Source organism: Paracoccus tegillarcae, from assembly GCF_002847305.1.
In the GTDB taxonomy this organism is placed as follows: domain Bacteria; phylum Pseudomonadota; class Alphaproteobacteria; order Rhodobacterales; family Rhodobacteraceae; genus Paracoccus; species Paracoccus tegillarcae.
Window position 1 is genome coordinate 3246480 of the sequence record NZ_CP025408.1, and the last position, 18561, is coordinate 3265040.

Annotated in this window: 20 protein-coding genes and 2 tRNA genes; 8 read left to right on the plus strand and 14 right to left on the minus strand. The window is 61.2% G+C overall.

Annotation, left to right across the window (positions count from 1 at the left end; translation table 11 throughout):
- Position 1: 1 nt before the first annotated feature.
- The 6 genes from CUV01_RS19735 to CUV01_RS15975 form a co-directional block, all read right to left on the minus strand.
- Positions 2-343: a hypothetical protein gene (locus CUV01_RS19735; protein WP_157994888.1), complete on the minus strand. Its 342-nt coding sequence runs from the start codon at positions 341-343 to the stop codon at positions 2-4.
- A complete protein-coding gene (locus CUV01_RS15955) occupies positions 340-966 on the minus strand; it encodes a hypothetical protein (protein ID WP_101461338.1) in 627 nt (208 codons plus the stop codon). The genes CUV01_RS19735 and CUV01_RS15955 overlap by 4 nt, the downstream gene beginning before the upstream one ends.
- Positions 963-1586, minus strand: coding sequence for a hypothetical protein (locus tag CUV01_RS15960; RefSeq protein WP_101461339.1), 624 nt, complete (start codon positions 1584-1586; stop codon positions 963-965). Before CUV01_RS15960 ends, CUV01_RS15955 begins: the two co-directional genes overlap by 4 nt.
- Positions 1583-2884, minus strand: coding sequence for a hypothetical protein (locus CUV01_RS15965; protein ID WP_157994889.1), 1302 nt, complete (start codon positions 2882-2884; stop codon positions 1583-1585). Before CUV01_RS15965 ends, CUV01_RS15960 begins: the two co-directional genes overlap by 4 nt.
- 221 nt (positions 2885-3105) lie before the next feature.
- Positions 3106-3180 (minus strand) — tRNA-Asn (locus tag CUV01_RS15970).
- A gap of 58 nt (positions 3181-3238) precedes the next feature.
- On the minus strand, positions 3239-4141 hold the full coding sequence (locus CUV01_RS15975; RefSeq protein ID WP_101461341.1) for an MBL fold metallo-hydrolase: 903 nt from the start codon (positions 4139-4141) through the stop codon (positions 3239-3241).
- A gap of 34 nt (positions 4142-4175) precedes the next feature.
- On the opposite strand from CUV01_RS15975, the gene CUV01_RS15980 reads away from it, so the two are divergent.
- The 8 genes from CUV01_RS15980 to CUV01_RS16015 all read left to right on the plus strand — a co-directional run bounded on the left by CUV01_RS15980 (position 4176) and on the right by CUV01_RS16015 (position 12328).
- Positions 4176-5531 carry an ATP-binding protein gene (locus CUV01_RS15980; RefSeq protein WP_101461342.1) on the plus strand — a complete coding sequence of 452 codons (1356 nt, stop codon included), beginning with the start codon at positions 4176-4178 and terminating at the stop codon, positions 5529-5531.
- Between the two features lie 189 nt (positions 5532-5720).
- Complete coding sequence (gene lon / locus CUV01_RS15985; RefSeq protein WP_101462163.1) at positions 5721-8141, plus strand: endopeptidase La; 2421 nt, start codon at positions 5721-5723, stop codon at positions 8139-8141.
- Between the two features lie 174 nt (positions 8142-8315).
- Positions 8316-8642: an HU family DNA-binding protein gene (locus tag CUV01_RS15990; RefSeq protein ID WP_101461343.1), complete on the plus strand. Its 327-nt coding sequence runs from the start codon at positions 8316-8318 to the stop codon at positions 8640-8642.
- 74 nt (positions 8643-8716) lie between these two features.
- Positions 8717-8791: transfer RNA gene (locus tag CUV01_RS15995), tRNA-Val, on the plus strand.
- 187 nt (positions 8792-8978) lie between these two features.
- Positions 8979-9848: an ABC transporter permease gene (locus CUV01_RS16000; RefSeq protein ID WP_101461344.1), complete on the plus strand. Its 870-nt coding sequence runs from the start codon at positions 8979-8981 to the stop codon at positions 9846-9848.
- Complete coding sequence (locus tag CUV01_RS16005; protein WP_101461345.1) at positions 9845-10666, plus strand: ABC transporter permease; 822 nt, start codon at positions 9845-9847, stop codon at positions 10664-10666. Before CUV01_RS16000 ends, CUV01_RS16005 begins: the two co-directional genes overlap by 4 nt.
- Positions 10663-11787, plus strand: coding sequence for an ABC transporter ATP-binding protein (locus tag CUV01_RS16010; protein ID WP_101461346.1), 1125 nt, complete (start codon positions 10663-10665; stop codon positions 11785-11787). Before CUV01_RS16005 ends, CUV01_RS16010 begins: the two co-directional genes overlap by 4 nt.
- A 103-nt stretch (positions 11788-11890) precedes the next feature.
- Positions 11891-12328, plus strand: coding sequence for a pore-forming ESAT-6 family protein (locus CUV01_RS16015; protein ID WP_232962305.1), 438 nt, complete (start codon positions 11891-11893; stop codon positions 12326-12328).
- Positions 12329-12382: 54 nt separating this feature from the next.
- Here the strand turns inward: CUV01_RS16015 and CUV01_RS16020 are convergent, their stop codons facing one another.
- The 8 genes from CUV01_RS16020 to CUV01_RS19940 all read right to left on the minus strand — a co-directional run bounded on the left by CUV01_RS16020 (position 12383) and on the right by CUV01_RS19940 (position 18529).
- The gene (locus tag CUV01_RS16020; protein WP_101461348.1) at positions 12383-12736 is read right to left on the minus strand and encodes an MmcQ/YjbR family DNA-binding protein; all 354 of its coding nucleotides are present in this window, start codon (positions 12734-12736) and stop codon (positions 12383-12385) included.
- Positions 12733-14079, minus strand: a complete 1347-nt coding sequence (locus CUV01_RS16025) for a cytochrome P450 (protein WP_101461349.1) — start codon at positions 14077-14079, stop codon at positions 12733-12735. The genes CUV01_RS16020 and CUV01_RS16025 overlap by 4 nt, the downstream gene beginning before the upstream one ends.
- Complete coding sequence (locus CUV01_RS16030; RefSeq protein ID WP_232962307.1) at positions 14076-15278, minus strand: hypothetical protein; 1203 nt, start codon at positions 15276-15278, stop codon at positions 14076-14078. Before CUV01_RS16030 ends, CUV01_RS16025 begins: the two co-directional genes overlap by 4 nt.
- Positions 15279-15359: 81 nt before the next feature.
- On the minus strand, positions 15360-16049 hold the full coding sequence (locus CUV01_RS16035; RefSeq protein ID WP_101461351.1) for a M48 family metallopeptidase: 690 nt from the start codon (positions 16047-16049) through the stop codon (positions 15360-15362).
- 68 nt (positions 16050-16117) lie between these two features.
- Positions 16118-16732 (minus strand): DedA family protein, encoded by a 615-nt coding sequence (locus CUV01_RS16040; protein WP_101461352.1) that lies wholly within the window; start codon positions 16730-16732, stop codon positions 16118-16120.
- Entirely contained in the window at positions 16729-17166 is a 438-nt protein-coding gene (locus tag CUV01_RS16045; protein WP_101461353.1) for a hypothetical protein, read from the minus strand. Before CUV01_RS16045 ends, CUV01_RS16040 begins: the two co-directional genes overlap by 4 nt.
- A gap of 17 nt (positions 17167-17183) precedes the next feature.
- Positions 17184-18365, minus strand: coding sequence for a vWA domain-containing protein (locus CUV01_RS16050; RefSeq protein WP_101461354.1), 1182 nt, complete (start codon positions 18363-18365; stop codon positions 17184-17186).
- Entirely contained in the window at positions 18365-18529 is a 165-nt protein-coding gene (locus tag CUV01_RS19940; protein ID WP_198731835.1) for a hypothetical protein, read from the minus strand. Before CUV01_RS19940 ends, CUV01_RS16050 begins: the two co-directional genes overlap by 1 nt.
- Positions 18530-18561 lie beyond the last annotated feature (32 nt).

Here is an 18561-nt window from a genome sequence, read left to right on the forward strand (position 1 = left end):
ACTACATCGGGCTTGCGGAACCAAGATACCGTACTGAAAGCGCAGGTTCGCTCATTGCCCTGCCTACGGTCAGTAAGCGGGACTGGTCAACGCGTACTTCTCTTTTTCCGCCAACTAACAAGTAGTGGCGGGACGGGTCGGTTAAGTTGACTTTCTTGATCAGCTTTCGCGCGGCAACAATGTTTTGCTGAGGCGACTTTTCGGGATCACCGCGATAGCGGTCAAATGCTTTGCGATCTTCAAGTTCGAGTTGGATTGTAGTGAAGGTTCTTTCGCTGCTTCCGGGCTTGGTAGGATCATCGCCGCCAAACAACCGAAACAACTCATCCTCCGACTTAATCATCCTGCACCGGGGTTCAGGGGTCGCAACGAGGCGCGGCGATCCCACATATGAACGCGCTCTGCGCGATCAAAGTCAGGAGAAAAGAACTTCGCTATTGCTTTGGCAACCCGCTTTGCGACTTTGGTGTCGGGGGCGACAACCACCTCGACCGCGCGCTTGACGGTCACATAGAGAAAGCCGTCTTCGACACGCTTTCTCTCAATGCTCCAATCGTCGGCTTCCAGCTTTTCAAACGCGCCTTCGTGTTCTTCAAACTGGCTTTCAATGTCCGCCCTACGTTGCTCATTCACAAGGCTCGAAAATTTAGGAGTCAGAAGCCCTTGCTCTTGGGCGTCTAGTTCGTCGCCGCGTTCATACTTGGCCATGGCTTCATACTGGTGCTTATGGCGTTCGTTGATCCGGGCCACCTCGGCATCCGCCTTAGCGATCTCATCTTCGATCTCGCTTAGACGGTTCTTGAGGCGGGTGACGCGTTTTTCCGCAGCAGCTTTGGCCGACACGGTTTCTTCCAGTGCTGTGACAAAGAGGTCGTCGAGACGTGGATTCAACTCTCCATCGGCCACACGCTGCGCAACGGCGGCGTCTGGGTGGTAGAAGAACCCGTCTGTGTAGGTCTCGTTCATGTGACGATTCTGCCCTTAGACGGCTTTACGATCAAGCCTTTTCCACCGGGCAGCGAAAACGGGGTTGGTGAAGCGTCAGGATCATATGCGGTTGCTACGGACATCACTTTGGCAATAGTGCCGCCGTGCCAATATTGATGATGCTTCTCACCAGTGCTTTGATACGGAAACTTGACGATGGTGCGCAGGCCATCACGTTTTGCCCGATCAACATAGAATTGGGCGGACGGCTGAATGTCTCGCCCCTCATGCCAATACTTCTCAATTAGGGGGCGGCAGTGTTCAGACAGTCGGTTGTCCAATTGCGTTTCGGAGGTGAACCAGCGCCCATCACTCCAAGTGAAGGCAATCCCATCGCTGAAATCGCAGAACTCAGGATCGTCACCCATTGCCTTCAAGACGGCGATGTCACCCGCTGTGAAGGTCGCTGCCCCCAACTCTAAACCAATGTCTATCGCCACAATCGACTGATTGTCTGAGGCATATAGCAGAGTGCCCGCCAATTCGACGAACCCAAGCCAAGGGAACAGTTTCGTCCCGCGCCCTCGAAATTTGTTGGCTGTGACAAGCGCACTGAGAAATCCCGCAGGCACAGGAGTTTTGCAGTCGGGACGCGTCATAGCCGTCCATCATATATTTGGTCGGACAGAAATCGAGCGCGATCCTCTTGAGTCGGATAAGTGCGCACCACTTCGCTAAATGGCGGAAGCAGCACTTTTCCCGCCCCGTCGTATTGCCGCACGCCCGGCGGACGCCATTCGAACGACTCTGCGAAAGTGCGCAACTCGCCCATGCAGATCAGGCTACGCGCCCGTTGATCCGTTAACGCGAGCGTCCATGGAAAATAGCTCTCGACTTTTGCCCGCACCCATTCCCGTTTGCGCTTAGGCAAAAACGATACGTTTCGATCATTGCTGATCATCTTGGATTGAGATTTCAAATCGTAGTCATCCATCTCGACACCGATGTGATAGCCACGATACCGAAGCCGTGACCGCTCCACGATATGTTCTCCTGCGCGGTCAAGTTCACCGTTCTCCAACTTCACTAAATTGAATTTGTCCTGCGGATAAGTCTCATCCTCAACGAGATCGACAGCACCATAGAATCCATGCTCATTCCAAGCAGCAGAATCGCCTGACATAAGATGGGCCTCACGGATCATGTCGTTGCCCGTGGTGGCAAGACCATGCGTTTGCACATTACAAGCTAAGTCGTGAAGCGCGGTTCGAGCTAGTTGCGCCCATCGCCAACGCTCGCCTTCTGGCTTCTTATTGTTCGGGGAAAGGCAGAGGTATCCCTTCGCCTGATTAACCACGTCGAGCAGGCGTTGTTGACCTTCGCCTTGATGGAACACAGGCAACACACAATCACCGAACTCAGCACTGAGCGCGGCAAGGTTCCGATCTGATTCCTGAATAGCGGTTTGGAACTCCTGCGGTGTCGGATCACGATCCTTCTCGCCGGGGATCACATCCAAATTGATCAACCAAATTTCTTCAAACAAGCCGTCTGCCTCGGTGAGGAAACGCGAATAAGCCGATTTGACCTCATCGAGCGTTACTGACGCGCTTGCATTCCAAGCCGTGAAGGCACCAGAATCAAGCATCATGTGCGAAGGGCACGAAGGCGTTCGGCTCTGGCTGGCTGCGCGCAGAGCCTCAGCGTAAGGCACCCACTCATCCTCAATCCCGCGTTGCACCAGCAACGCCTGTTGCTCTTGATCCTTTTGCTCAAGCCTTGCGATGGCCCGTGGCTCATACTGGCAATAATCGTCAAAGGTCCGAACTCCCGCTTTGACCATGCCAAGCCACTTCATCACCTCAGGCGCATAGGCACCGTGCATCGAGAACAGCCTTTGTGAGCACACCTGGTTTTCTATCGCTTGAAAGGCGTCGTTCTTTGGCGTGCCGGACATATATAGGTGCATCGCGCCCTCCTGACACGAAGGGTAGCAACCGCAAGGCGATGAGGGAACCAGAAAGCGCGTTTTAACAGCGCCTTATCGCCATGACCTCGGAATTTGGCCTTTGCAACGAACTGCACCGCCATTTCGAGTGGCGTTGCAAAATCGTTGCAAAAACGAAAAATGGCGATCCCGGAGGATCACCATTTTTGCTTTACAACCAAGTGGTTGATTGGCTCCGGCGGTAGGGATCGAACCTACGACCAATTGATTAACAGTCAACTGCTCTACCGCTGAGCTACGCCGGAACACGAGGGCGATATAGCAATGGCGTTTGGGGGCGTCCAGAGGCTTTTCGACAAAATCTCACATCGCCGCAAAGAGCGAGTGCCATGTGGGTTCCTCGGCCGTGCGGACGGCGCCCAGATTGTTCAGGGCGACCAGATGGGCAAAGACGTTGCGCGTCGCCGCGGGCATCAGCGCGGGCGGCACATCATAGATCCGGGCTGCCAGGGAGGCCGCGTCGGATGGCGCTGTATCTCGCAGGGCGGTCAGTATTTGTGCGGTCCGGTCGCGGCGGTGCTGTGCCAGTTCGAACAGACGCTGCTGCGGGTTCTCGATCGCCGGGCCATGTGCGGGAAAAATGCGGCGCGGCGCCAGGTCGGCCAATCGTTCGAGGCTGCGCATGTAATCGGCGAGATCGCCGTCGGGCGGCGAGATCAGCGTTGACGACCAGCCCATCACGATATCGCCGCAAAAGACCAAATCCTCCCAGGCGAAGGACAGGTGATTGCCGGCATGGCCCGGCGTGTGCAGGGCGGTCAGCCGCCAGTCATCGGTCGCGATTTCTTCGCCGTCGGCCAGCGTGATGTCAGGGCGGAAGGACAGATCCAGCCCTTCACCGCCGCCGGCGCCGCCATGGCCCGCCAGCCGCTGCATGATCGGCGAGCGCCCGGCCAGCGCGTCGCCAAAGGCCAGAACCGGCGCGCCGGTCTGCGCGGCAAGGGCAGCGGCACCCTCGGAGTGATCGCGGTGTGCGTGGGTGACCAGAATATGGCTGATCCGCCCGGCCTCGGCTGCCGCCAGAATCGCCGCGCGGTGTTCGGGGATGTCGGGGCCGGGGTCGATCACCGCGATCTGGTTCTCGCCTATCAGGAATGTGTTGGTGCCCGGGCCGGTCAGCGGCGAGGGGTTCGGTGCCAGCACGAGACGCAGCCCCTTGGGCAAATCGTCCGGCGGCTGAGGCAGGGCTTTCGCATCGCGTGTCATGGCGCTAGCCTAGCCGCGAGGTTGCAGGGTTTCCATGGCATTTCGACCGGATTTTACGTGGCTCAAACGGTTCTTTCCGCGCGGCATCTATGGCCGGGCGGCGCTGATCCTGTTTTTGCCCGTTGTGACGGTGACGCTGGTTGTCAGCGTCATGTTCCTGCAGCGCCATTTCGATGATGTGACGCGCCAGATGACCGCCAGCATGGCGCGGGAGCTGGCCTTTGTTGCGGCGCAGGTCGATCAGGCCGCAAATTCACCCGGTGCGATGCTGGCCGGGGAAACCGTTGCCCGGCCGTTGGGCCTGTCCCTCATGCTGCCTGTGCCAGGCCCGGTCGAGGACAGCCGGCTGTTCTATGATTTCTCGGGTCGGGTGGTGATCGACGCGCTGCGCCAGGAGGTGCCGCAGGTCACCGGCATTGATCTGGGCAGTGACATCAAGCGCGTCAATGTGACCATGGACGGGGCGTTCGGTCCCTATATGCTATCCTTTGATCGGGCACGGGTCAGTGCATCGAACCCGCACCAATTGCTGGTGCTGATGATGTTCACATCGCTCTTGATGTCGGGGATCGCCACGATCTTTCTGCGCAACCAGCTGCGGCCGATCCGGCGTCTTGCGCGGGCAGCCGAGGAATACGGCAAGGGTCGCATCGTGCCCTATCGCCCGGCAGGCGCGACCGAGGTGCGCAGTGCCGGCGCTGCGTTTCTGGATATGCGAAACCGGATCGAGCGCAGCAATGAGCAGCGAAAGATCATGTTGTCGGGGATCAGCCATGATCTGCGCACGCCGCTGACCCGGTTGCGGCTGGGGTTGTCGATGCTGTCGCCCGATGATCTGCCCGACCAGCCCGAGATCGACGATATGGTCGCGGATGTGGATGAAATGGGGCGCATGATTAGTGCCTTTCTGGATTTCGCGCGTGACGAGGCGCAGGAAGGGCAGGCCGTCTCCATCGCGGCGCTGCCGTTTCTGCGCGGGGTGGTCGCGGATGCACAGCGCGCCGGTCAGAATGTCAGCCTGATCATGGCCGAGGGATCGGACGAGGCAGAGGTCGCGTTTCGACCCGATATGCTGCGCCGCGCCATCGAAAACCTGTTCGGCAATGCCGTGCGATACGGGACGCTGGCCGAGGTCGAGGTGGTGCTTGGGCCGCGCAGCCTGCGCATCAGCGTCGAGGATGACGGGCCCGGTATCCCCGAAACCCAACTGGACGAGGCGATGCGCCCGTTCACGCGGCTCGATTCGTCGCGCAATCAGAATCGCGGGCAGGGCGTCGGGCTGGGTCTGGCAATAGCAGCCGACGTCGCGCGCGCGCACGGCGGACAGTTGAGATTGGGGCAGGGACGCAAGCTGGATGGATTGCGCGCAGAGATCGTGATTCCGCGATAAAATGCCGCGCAGCGGTGTTGCGGCAGGCGAAACGGGTGCATTTTAGTCGTTTGCGACAGACTGTTTGCTTGGATCATGCTGTGCGAAGGAACATATTGAACCGAACCTGTACGGGACCTAAATTAGAGGATGCAGGGGTCGCGCGTTGCCAATGACGGGGCCGTGACTTCGGGCATGAAAGGACTGATCATGAATGAATTAGAAACCCAGACTCACCCGGTCTTGCCGCTGCGCGACATCGTGGTGTTTCCGCATATGATCGTGCCTCTTTTTGTCGGGCGCGAGAAATCAGTGCGGGCGCTGGAAACGGTGATGGAAGAGGATCGGCCGATTCTGCTGGCCGCGCAGATGGATGCCTCCATCGATGAGCCGGATGCAGACGGTATCTTTCGCACCGGCGTATTGGCCAATGTGCTGCAACTCCTGAAACTTCCCGACGGAACGGTCAAGGTTCTGGTCGAGGGCCGCGACCGCGTGCAGATCACCGAATTCGTCGAGAACGAAGATTTCTTTGAAGCCACGGCCAAGCCGCTTGAACAGGCGCCGGGCGATGCTGATACGGTGGCGGCTCTGACCCGCACCGTTTCCGAAGAGTTCGAGCGTTACGTCAAGGTGCGCAAGAATATCCCCGAAGAGGTGGTTTCCGCCGTTGCCGAGGCCCGCGAACCCGCGCGGCTGGCCGATCTGGTCAGCGGCCATATGGGCGTGGACATCGACAAGAAGCAGGATCTGCTGGAAACGCTGGATGTCGGCCAGCAACTGGAAAAGGTCTACGGCCTGATGCAGGGCGAAATGTCGGTTCTGCAGGTCGAGAAAAAGATCAAATCCCGCGTGAAAACGCAGATGGAGAAAACCCAGCGCGAATACTATCTGAATGAGCAGATGAAGGCCATTCAGAAGGAATTGGGCGATGGCGAGGACGGCCAGAACGAACTGGCCGAACTGGAAGAGCGGATCGAGAAAACCAAATTCTCGAAGGAAGCCCGCGAAAAGGCCCTGTCCGAACTGAAAAAGCTGAAGTCGATGTCGCCTATGTCGGCCGAGGCGACGGTCAGCCGCAATTATCTGGATTGGCTTCTGGCGCTGCCATGGGGCGTGAAGTCGCGCACCAAGAAGGATCTGACCAAGGCCGAGCAGGTGTTGGATGCCGATCACTTTGGCCTTGAGAAGGTCAAGGAACGGATCGTCGAATATCTGGCCGTGCAGAACCGCTCGTCCAAGCTGAAGGGTCCGATCCTCAGCCTCGTCGGACCTCCGGGTGTGGGCAAGACCAGCCTCGGTCGGTCGCTGGCCAAGGCAACCGGGCGCGAATTCATCCGCATCTCGCTTGGCGGTGTGCGCGACGAATCCGAGATCCGGGGCCACCGCCGGACCTATATCGGCTCTATGCCGGGCAAGATCATCCAGGCGCTGAAAAAGGCCAAGACCACGAACCCGCTGATCCTGTTCGATGAAATCGACAAGATGGGGCAGGATTTCCGTGGCGACCCGGCCTCGGCCATGCTTGAGGTGCTGGACCCGGAACAGAACTCGACCTTCGTCGACCACTATCTTGAGGTCGAATACGATCTGTCCAACGTGATGTTCGTGACCACGGCCAACAGCTATAACATGCCCGGCCCGTTGCTGGACCGGATGGAGATCATTCCGCTGTCGGGCTACACCGAGGACGAAAAACGCGAGATCGCACGCCGTCACCTGCTGTCCAAGCAGATCAAGGCCAATGGTTTGCGCAAGGGCGAATTCAGCGTCACCGACGAGGCGCTGACCCATGTGATCCGCTATTACACGCGGGAAGCCGGGGTCCGCTCGCTCGAACGCGAAATCGCCAAGCTTGCGCGGAAAGCCGTGACCGAGATCCTCAAGGGCAAGGTCAAATCGGTCGAGGTCACGCCGGAGAAAGCCGAAGAATATCTTGGCGTTCGCAGGCATCGTTACGGTCTGGCCGAACAGGACGATCAGGTCGGCGTGGTGACGGGTCTGGCCTGGACGCAGGTTGGCGGCGATCTGTTGCAGATCGAGGCGCTGCGCCTGCCGGGCAAGGGCCGCATGAAGACGACCGGGAAACTGGGCGATGTGATGAAGGAATCCATCGACGCAGCCTCCAGCTTTGTGCGCTCGATCTCGCCCGAGATCGGGGTGAAGCCGCCCGAGTTCGACAAGCGTGACATCCACGTTCACGTCCCCGAAGGCGCGACGCCAAAGGATGGACCGTCCGCGGGTATCGCCATGGTGACCAGTGTCGTTTCGGTCATGACCGGCATTCCCGTTCGCAAGGATGTGGCGATGACGGGCGAGGTGACCCTGCGCGGCAATGTCCTGCCCATTGGCGGTCTCAAGGAAAAGCTGCTGGCGGCTCTGCGTGGCGGCATCAAGACGGTGCTTATCCCGGCCGACAACGAAAAGGACCTGGTTGAAATCCCTGCGAATGTGAAAGAAGGGCTGACCATCATCCCCGTCAGCAACGTCCGCGAGGTGTTGAAACAGGCGCTGGTTCGGGCGCCCGACCCGGTCGAATGGGACGAGGCTGCCGAAGAGGCGGCCGAGGCGGCAAAACTGGCCGTTCAGCGCGGTGAGACGGGCGGCTCTGGCGCGTCCGTCGCGCACTGAGCACTGACCTAAACATATGATGTATTCGGGGCGCCGCATTTGGCGCCCCGTTTCATTGCGAACGGAAACAAGTGCTTGTAAGATCGCATAGGCAGAGGTAACGGCCCCACGATCACGGCAGGTTGTTTGCGCTCTGCGAGGATTGACCAGCCTTCAGGACAAGGTGGAACACAGATGACCAAACCGGGCGGACCCGACAAGTCAAAAGCGGCAGAGGACGCGCCTCAGCAGGCTCGTGTCGTGCAAAAGCGTGAATTTGTCGATCGGGTCGTCGAGGCGACGGGCAGCAAGAAAAGTGACGTCAAACCAATCGTCGAGGCCGCGCTGGATCAATTGGGCCGCGCCTTTGCGGCGGGCGAAACCCTGGTCATCCAGCCCTTTGGTCGTGCGCGCGTCAGCATGCGCAAAGATCTGCAGAACGGCGGCGAGGTCATCAATCTGCGACTGCGGCGACGGGGCGCCGACCACAACCAGGACAGTTCAAAATCAGGCGAGCAATAGCGTCGGCTGACCCGATCGCAGCGGCCAGAAAGCCTCTTGCATCACTTTTCCTGCGTCGCTACATAGCGCCCTGCGGGTGATTAGCTCAGTGGTAGAGCGCTTCGTTCACATCGAAGATGTCAGCGGTTCAAATCCGTTATCACCCACCATTTCCTCTTGAACGTCACACCGCGCCATCGACCAGCGGCGGGCTGGCCCGCGCAGATCACGCGGCCGCAAATGATTGATCTGGCGCCGCCTTTGACCGCCTGACATCTCCAAACCCTCTTCCCCTTTCACGAATGTTGTGGAAGGAATTGGTTATGGCCCGGTCAACAGGGTCGTCAGGGAGCGTGGATGGCCAGCGGATCGAAAAGCGAGGCGGCGCAGGGGGCGACACTGATTGCCCCGCCTTTCCTCTATGCGCTTTTGGTGCTGGCCGCGCCGTTGCTGACGATCTTTGCCTACAGCTTTCTGACCGATGGCTATCTCGAGGTCATTCGCGATTTCACGCTGGATAACTACCGGCAGGTGATCGGTGATCCGATCGTGCGCTCGGTCATGCTGCGGTCGCTATGGGTGTCGATCCTGGTGACGTTGGTGACGGTCATTCTGGCCTTTCCGGTGGCCTATTATGTCAGCTTTATCGTGCGCCCCGAGCGCAAGGCGCTGTGGCTGTTTCTGATCACCATTCCCTTTTGGACCAGCTATCTGATCCGGGTTTTCCTGTGGAAGGTGATCCTTGGCTATAACGGCGTGATCAATTCGTCGCTTATGGGGCTTGGCATCATCGACGAGCCGCTGAGCTTTATCCTATATAACGTCAACGCCATCGTGCTGACGCTGGCCCATGCCTATGCGCCCTTCGCCATTCTGCCGATCTTCGTGGCGCTGGAAAAGATCGACCGCTCGCTGCTGGAGGCCGGGCGCGATCTGGGCGAAAGCCGCCTGATGACATTCTGGCGGGTGACGCTGCCGCTGGCCATGCCGGGCGTTATCGCGGCGACGCTGATCGTGTTCATCCCGACCATTGGCGATTACGTCACGCCGACGGTGATCGGAGGCGGCAAGATCCCGATGATCGCCAATATGATACAGGTGCAGATGCTGGATCTGGACAACCGTCCGCTTGGATCGGCGCTGGCCGTGACCGCCATGCTGATCGTCGCCATCGTCAGCGGCATCTTTCTGTTCCTCAACCGACGATTCCTCAGGGTGCGGCAATGAGGCCCGGTGCGTTTCAGGGCAGCGGCTTGCGCATCTATGCGCTGCTTTATCTGGTGTTCCTCTATGCGCCGATCCTGCTGCTGCCAGTCTTTGCCTTCAATTCCGGCACCATCATCGCCTTTCCGCTGAAGGGTTTCACGACCGAATGGTTCGGTCAGATGTGGGGCAATGCCACGCTGCGGCTGGCGCTGCGAAATTCGCTGATCATCGCGGTCAGTTCCTCGGTTCTGGCGACGTGCCTTGGCATCTTTGCGGCGCGCGCCTCGACCCGCTTCAAGTTTCCGGGCAAGGGACCGATCATGGGGTTCATCATGCTGCCCATGGTGCTGCCCGAAATCATCGTCGCCATGTCGCTGCTGGTCGTGCTGCTGGGCGCGGGCATCGAGCTGTCGATCCTGACCGTCATCATCGGTCACACGCTGATCTGCATGCCCTATGCCATCGCCATTCTGTCCACGGCCTTTTCCAGTCTGGATCCATCGCTGGAAGAGGCAGCCTTTGATCTGGGCGAAAGCCGGTGGGGCGCGTTCCGGCTGATTACCCTGCCGCTGGTCATGCCCGGCATCATCAGTGCCTTGCTGATTTCCTTCACCATCAGCCTGGATGAATTCATCATCGCCTTCTTTCTGGCGGGCAGCCAACCGACGCTGCCGACCTATATCTTCAGCCAGCTGCGCTTTCCGGCTCAGATCCCGATGATCATGGCGCTTGGAACGGTGCTGGTGGCGTTGTCGATCCTGTTGTTGGCCATTGGCGAATATTTCCGCCGCCGCAGCCTGTCGCGCAGCGGTGGCAAGAATACCGGAGGCCTGATGTGACCGAGACTGCCAAGCCGATGATCGAATGCCAGGAACTGCATAAGTATTATGGCGATTACCACGCGCTGCGCGGCATTGACCTGACCATTCGAGAGGGCGAGTTCTTTTCGCTGCTGGGTCCATCTGGCTGCGGCAAGACGACGCTGCTGCGCACCATCGCAGGGTTCGAGGATATTTCCTCGGGCGCGGTACTGATCGACGCCAAACGCATGGAGGACGTGCCCGCGAACAAGCGTCCCACCAATATGGTGTTTCAGTCCTATGCCATCTTTCCGCATCTGACCGTGGCCGAGAATGTGGCCTTTGGCTTGCGCCGCGATTCGCGTTCGCGCGATGAAAAGGCCAGGCTGGTTGATGAAGCCCTGGGCATGGTCGGCCTCAAGGGTTACGGCGGCCGGGCTGCCCATGCGCTGTCAGGTGGTCAGCGGCAACGGGTGGCGCTGGCCCGTGCGCTGATCCTCAAGCCCAAGGTGCTGCTGCTGGACGAGCCGCTATCGGCGCTGGACCGCAAGATGCGCGAACAGATGCAGGTCGAACTGATCAAGCTGCAGCGTCAGGTCGGCATCACCTTCGTGCTGGTCACCCATGATCAGGAAGAGGCACTGGTCATGTCCGACCGCATCGCCGTGATGTTCGAGGGCGAGATCGCGCAGCTTGACGGCCCCGAGGCGCTGTATGCCCGCCCGGCCAATCGCCGCGTGGCCGATTTCATCGGCGTAATGAACTTTCTGCCCGCCGAAGTGCTGGGCGACACTGCAGATGGCGGTGCGCGCGTTCGTGTGGCCGGTCTGGGCGAGGTCGAATTGCCCGCCAGCCAGATCAGTCAGGCCAATGCCGACGATGCCGGCACGACCGTGGGCTTTCGTCCAGAGACGATGACCCTGATTGGCGCGGGCCAGACCCACAATCAGGTGCACGAGACCGAGGCCACCATCGACGAGGTCGTCTATTACGGTGACATGACCTATTACGACCTTCGGCTGGATGGCGCCGATGGCGAGGGCAAAACGTCCCGACCGGTTCGGATTTCGATGCGCAATGTCTTTGGCCGCGACGTGCAGGACGTGGGCTCACGCACTCGTGTGGCGTGGTCGCCGGGCTCGCTGGTGCTTTTCCGCTGATCGCTGCAATCCGCCAAGCGGCTTCCCGCAAGCCCGGTTTGCGGCCCGTTTCCCGACGTGCAAGGCTTTGCGGGCCTAGTGCAACCATATTGGGAAATGAACAATGAGTTTTTGCAAACACATGCTGGCAGGTCTGTCGCTGATGGCCATTTCGGCAACGGCGACATGGGCGCAGGATGCCGCGGCACCCGAGGCCGCACCCGAGGCAGAGGCACAAGCTGCGCCTGCCTCACCTGACCCGCAGGCGGCCTATGATGCCGCACGCAACCAGCTTGGCGTGTTGAGCTATTGTCAGGATGAAGGCCATATCGACGGTACTGCCGTCGAAATCCAAGGCCGGATGCTGGAAATGGTCCCCGCTGGCGATGTCGCACAGGGCGACGCGGCCGAAGCCAATGGCAAGGAAGGCAAGGTCGTCGGCATGGGCGTCGAAACGACACTGGCCGAGGCGGCGACCCAGCAGGGCGCGACCGAAGCGGCGCTGTGTCAGCAGATGGATGCGTTGATCAAGCAGGCGGGCGAGCAACTGCCGGCTGAATAAGCTTCTGATCAACAAAATCGGGCCGCCATCTGCACAAAGCGGGTGGCGGCCTTTTCAGGTCTTTGCCGGCAGTTCGGCCAACCCGGCCTGCACTTTCTTTGGCAGCTTTTCGCGAATGATCCGGTAACTGGCCGTGATGCGGTGTTCCAACTCATCGGGCGCAGTGCCCAATGGCAGTTCGATCCAACTGCGGTGAAAATAGGCCGCGCGCCGCGCCACTTGCGCCTCGATCAGCATTTCGGCGGTATCGATCCCGTCGGTCTTGACCGCCACTGCCTCGTTCACCGCGCCGATGACGGCAAACATCTTGCCACCGACCTTCCAGCAATCATGCCCGCCGCCCCAGGGGTCCGAGTGTTCGGCGCCAGGCAGGGCCGCGCAGATAGCGTTGACGGTCTTGCGGCTCATGCGCGTTCCTGTCGCCTCTCCAGTTTGATCAGGATGCCATCGCGCCCGCGCAGGGTCAAACGCGCGACCGGCACCGGATCGACCTGGCCGGGCGACAGCCGAAAGGCGCGGGTAATCAGTGCCAGCATCAACACCCCTTCCAACATCGCAAAGCCAGCACCGGGGCAGACGCGCTGGCCTGCGGAAAACGGGATATAGGCATTGCGCGCCGAGACCCGGCCTGCGTCGCTGTCCCATCGTCCCGGATCGAATGTGTCGGGTCGATCCCAAAGCCGGTCATGGCGGTGCAAATGCCACGGCGACAGGATCAGCTGTGCGCCGCGCGGCACCTCGCGGTCGCGGAAATGCTGCGGGCAGGCGGCCTCGCGCACCATCATCGGCACAGGCGGATAAAGGCGCAGCGCCTCGCGGAACACGGCGCGTGTCACCTTGAGCCGCGACAGGCCCGCCATGTCCTCGGTCATCGTGGCGGCCTCTTGCGCGACCAGGTCCTGCCATTCGGGATTTGCGGCCAGCAACCACAGTGCCCAGGAAAGGGCCGAGGCGCTGGTCTCGTGCCCGGCTAGAAAGAAGATCGCGACTTGGTCGATCATCTCGGGCGCGGTGAAGGTCCGGCCCGTCTGGGGGTCTGGTGTGGTCATGATCTTGGTCGCCAGATCGTCCGGTGCCGTGCCCTCGGTGATAGCGCGCATCCGATCCTCGACCAGACCCCTGATCAGTCCCCTGATCTCGGCGGCGGTTTCGCGGGTGCGGCGCGAATGCAGGCGTGGCAGCCAGTTCGGCAGAGGCAGCAATGCGGCAAGGTTGACGATCGGCTGGGCTGCCTGATGGGCGCGAAACGCGCCGAATACACGTTCCGCGACCTGATGCTCGATAGGCAGCGAAAACAGCGTGCGAAATATGGCGTCGGCGGCGGCGTGACTGGCCTCGGGTTCGATGTCGATCTCACCCACCGGCAGGCGCGCGGCGACGGCTTGGGCCGCATCCAGCAGCGCGGGAAAAACCTCGCGCAAGCGACCGCCCTCAAAGGCCGGGTCTATGATGCGGCGCTGAGACTGCCATTCCTCGCCATTGGTGAGAAAGACCGAATTGCCCAGCAGTGGTGCCAGCCCTTCGCGCAACCGGTTCGATTTTGGGAACTCGGCGGGGCGTTCCTGCAGGATCAACCGCACAAGCGCGGGGTCATTGCAGACAAAGCTGTGGATCAGCGGATTGCGGAACTCGGCCATCCAGGCGTGAAACAGGTTGGCGGGCAGGGCAGATAGCAGGTCGCGGCGAAAGCCTCGGACCATCCGCAGGATACCGCCGCGCTTGGGGCTTGCCTGTGGCTTGGGCGGGATCATGCGCTGACCTTTTCCCGGTTGCCCGGTCCGGCCGGCGTCGTGATCCGCCCGGGCGAATGGGCGCGGCCTGCAAACCGCTGCGCCAGCGTCTGCGGCCCGGCGGTGATGGCGAAATAATCGTAGTCACCGGGACGGTCGAAGGTGCAGAGATACTGGAAATGCAGCCGGAACCAATGGCCGCGCAGCGCCCGCTGCTTTTCCGCAGACAGGGTTTGCGTAAAGGCGGCCGAGATGATCAGCGGGTGTTTCTGATCCGCAGGCGCCACCCCGGTCACGGCGACTGGATCACACAGCCCGAAACAACAGGCATCACCGGGTGCCGTGACGTCCATCCAATAAAGCTCGTCTCGGGTGGACAGATAAGCCAGATCGGCGCGCAACCGGTCGGCGCGAGGCAGGAACGAGGCCATCGGCACCACGTGGCCAAGGCTGAGAAACGACAGGGTCGGCCCGTCCGCCGGCACACGGCGCGCGCGGATCAGGTCTGCAAGAACCGAAACCGCCAGATAAGCACCTGATGAATGCCCGACGATCAGCACTTCGTCCCAATCGCCCTGCAGCACATCCGCGATGCGGTCGGTGAACTGGGCAACGCGGCCCTCTAACGCGGCGGGATAAGCACCGCCCTGTTCGGCGGTAAAGGCATAGTCATGCATCAGGTAATGGGCGAAAATCCTGCCATCCAGCCGTCGCCACAGAACCAGGCCGCCCCATGCGGTGGCGGCCATAAGCGGCAGTCCCAGCCACCAGCCGCCAAACCGCGCCGCCAGCCAGCCCACCAGCCATCCTGCCAGCAAGGCCACCAGCAACTGCGCCAGCAGTACCACAATCGGATAAAGCGCCGCGATCACCGGACCCCGGCGCAGGCGCATCAGCCGAAACAGCGCACCCGAACCGATATAGGCCCAGGCCGTGCGCACAAGCTGCCCGTAGGTCGCCAGAATGCCGCGCCCCATCGAGCCCTGAACGATATCCGCCCAGATCAGAACCTCGAATTCCGCGCGTGCGGCCCCGTCCGAGAAATCACCGGCAGCACCCCAGCCAAATCCGGTGCGATCCACGCGCGCGCACAGGCTCAGCCCATAGCCCGAGATCGAAGCCTGTTGCGCACCCTCGCGGCGGTATAATTCGCGGTAGCGGCGCGGCGGGATCGGATCATAGCCGGGGATATACAACACACGGCGGCGGAACGGCTGCATCAGTGACCCTTGCGGTTTAGCATGCAGCATAAGGGCTGTGTCGCAGGCGGCAAGGCGGATAAGCGGCGCCGGTTCCGGGACTTAGTCGGTGCTGCGCCAGCGTGCCTCATTCGCCTCGATCGCGGCGATGCGCCGGTCGGTGCGGGGATGCGACAGCAGCCACGCGGGCGTGCCGGCCCCCATGCGCCCGGTCAGCGTGTCCAGTTTGCGAAACAGCGATTTCTGCGGCTCGGTGCCAAGACCTGCCTTGATCATCAGCGCGCTGGCAAATTCATCGGCCTCGAACTCGTCCTGCCGCGACAGCCGCGCAGCGACGGCGGTGGCGGCCATATGGGCAAGCCAGTTGCCGATAAAGGGAATAAAGCGCCCCAGCACCCCCGCCAGCGCCAGCCGGATCGCGTTCTGGCCTGCGAAATCCACCATCCTGCGCCGCGAATGGCCATGCGCAACATGGCCCAATTCATGCGCGATGACCGATGCCAGTTCGGCATCCGTGACCTCGCAGGCATCGAGCTTGCGGATGAAACCACGGGTCAGAAAGATCCGGCCATCGGGCGCCGCCAGGCCGTTGATCGGTTCGATCTCATAGATATGCGCCTCGACCGGGGGCAAATCCATCGCCTTGCCAAGGCGTTCAAGCATCGGCGACAGGCGCGGATGCTTCAGCGGCGTGGTGTTCTCGTTCAACTCTCGCTTGAGCCGCCACGCCGAAAAGAAATACATGGCGGCGACATAGAGGATGATCAGCAGAAGAGGCGTAAGTTTCAGCATAGTCTGGATATGGGGGGCGCAGTGGGGCGGGTCAATTGCGATGCGCCATCAGTCGAGCGCTTTTGCACCTACCGTTGGTCGCGGTCGCCCGGCTGCTGCCCGCGCCGTTCGCGGATACGCCGGTTCAGCCAGAGGCCCAGCCCCAGCATGATGGCGGTGGCAGCAACAAGGCCAAGGACGGAACCGGCCAGATCGGCAGCCGCCGCGATATTGCCGCCAAAGACCATGCCCAGCCCAAGATAGATCGCCACCCAGATCATCGCGCCAAGGGTGCTGGCCAGCGTAAAGTTGGGATGCGGAAAGCCCGCCGCACCGGCCGCCAGCGTCATCCATGGCCCAAGCGGCGAGAACAGCCAGCGCGACAGAAAGACCGCCGTGCCGCCGCGCGCCGCCAGCATACCGCGCGCGCGCCCGACCATCGCTCCGCTGCGCCCCTGCCTGCGCGACAGCCAGTCCTGCGCGCCGCGACCCAGAAAGAACGCCGCCTGATCGCCGATGAGAAAGCCGGCCAAGGCCGCCAGCGCAACCGTCATCAGGGTCAGATCGCCCGATCCGACAAAGGCCCCCGCCGCGATCAGCAGCAGCGATGATGGCACCGGCAGCAACAGGCAGGATGCCAGCGTGGCCAGCGCGATCAGCCAGGGGCCCCATTGCGGCAGCAGGGCCAGGATCGTCTCTGTCATGGCGGCGAGGTGGCGCCGGGCTCATCCGGGCCGTCTGCGCGGGTGCGTTCCTGCGCCAGTCTGTCATTCAGGGTGTCGATCAATGCCTCGATGGGAATGCCCTGCACCTCGGCGATCTCTGACAGGCGCAGCCCGCGCATGGAACCGTCGGTGATCCCGATCGCCTGCGCCAGTTCGGGCGGGGGCAGGTGCCATGATCGCGCCAGAAAGCCGACGGTCATCCATGGCTGAGGCGCCTGATGCTGATGCGCGGGATTGGTCCAGTAAAGCGCCCGGTCGACCAGCCGAAACCCGAAAAAGCCCGTCAGCGCAACGGCCACCAGAAAGGCCGCCGCAATCGGCCAATCACGACGATGCAGATGTCGGCGCAGCCATATCCCGACCGCCGCCGTCAGCAGGACCGCAAAGATCACGTTCGCCGTCGGTCCCAGCATGGCCGCGGTCCCTCCTGTTAGCCCAGCACCCGCATGGCCTGGGTCAAGCCGTCCAGCGTCAGCGGCATCATCCGGTTTTCGAAAATCTGGCGGATCATGCCAATGGATTGGGTATAGGCCCAACGCGGCTCTGGCACCGGATTGAGCCAGACATGATCGGGCCATGTTTCTGCCAGGCGGCGCAGCCAGATCTCGCCCGATTCCTCGTTCCAGTGTTCATTCGCACCGCCCGGCACGGCGATCTCATAGGGCGACATCGAGCCGTCACCGACAAAGATGCACTTATAGTCGCGGCCATAGCGATGCAGCAGATCCCAGGTCGGGATCTGTTCGTTCCAGCGACGGTGATTGTCCTTCCAGACGGCCTCATAGGGGCAGTTATGAAAGTAGTAATGTTCCATATGCTTGAATTCGGCGCGGGCGGCGCTGAACAATTCGTCCACCAGACGGGTGTGATCGTCCATCGAGCCACCGACATCCAGAAACAGCAGCACCTTGACCGCATTGCGCCGCTCGGGCCGGGTTTTCACGTCGATATAGCCGTGATCGGCCGTGGCCTGGATGGTGGCCGGCAGATCCAGCTCGTCCGCTGCGCCGTGGCGGGCCCATTGACGCAGGCGCTTGAGTGCGACCTTGATGTTGCGGGTGCCCAATTCGACGCTGTCGTCGAAATCGCGGAATTCGCGCTTGTCCCAGACCTTGACCGCGCGGCGATGGCGGCTTTCATCCTGCCCGATGCGCACGCCTTCGGGGTTATAACCATAGGCGCCAAAGGGGCTGGTGCCTGCGGTGCCGATCCATTTGTTGCCGCCCTGGTGGCGACCCTTTTGTTCGGCCAGCCGGTCACGCAGCCGCTTCATCAACTCGTCAAAACTGCCCGGCCCGTCGATATCGGCCTTTTCGTCATCGCTGAGCAGTTTTTCGGCCAGTTTTTCCAGCCATTCGCGGGGCAGGGCTTTCTCGGAAATCAGCTCGTCCAGCGTCACATGCTCCAGCCCGCTGAAACTGGCCGCGAACGCCCGGTCAAAGCGGTCGATGTGGCGTTCGTCCTTGACCAGAACGGTGCGCGAGAAATGGTAAACGCCATCGACGGTCCAGCCGGTCACGCCAGCCTGCAGGCCCGCCAGCAGGTCCAGATATTCGCGCAGGCTGACGGGAACCCCTTCTCGGCGCAGATTGTCGAGAAAGGGGGTCAGCATCAGACCATCCTGTCGATGATGATGGTGACAAACAGGCCCAGGGCCGAAAAGGCCAGCGCGAAGGCTGCGGCATATTGCAGCCGGTCCTTGCGGTTACCGCCAAGGGCGGTTGCACGGCGCCAGCCCAGCAGGGCTCCGATCACGATTGCGGCGATAATGATCATGTCGGCTCTCTCGCTTGCTGTATCGCATCGGG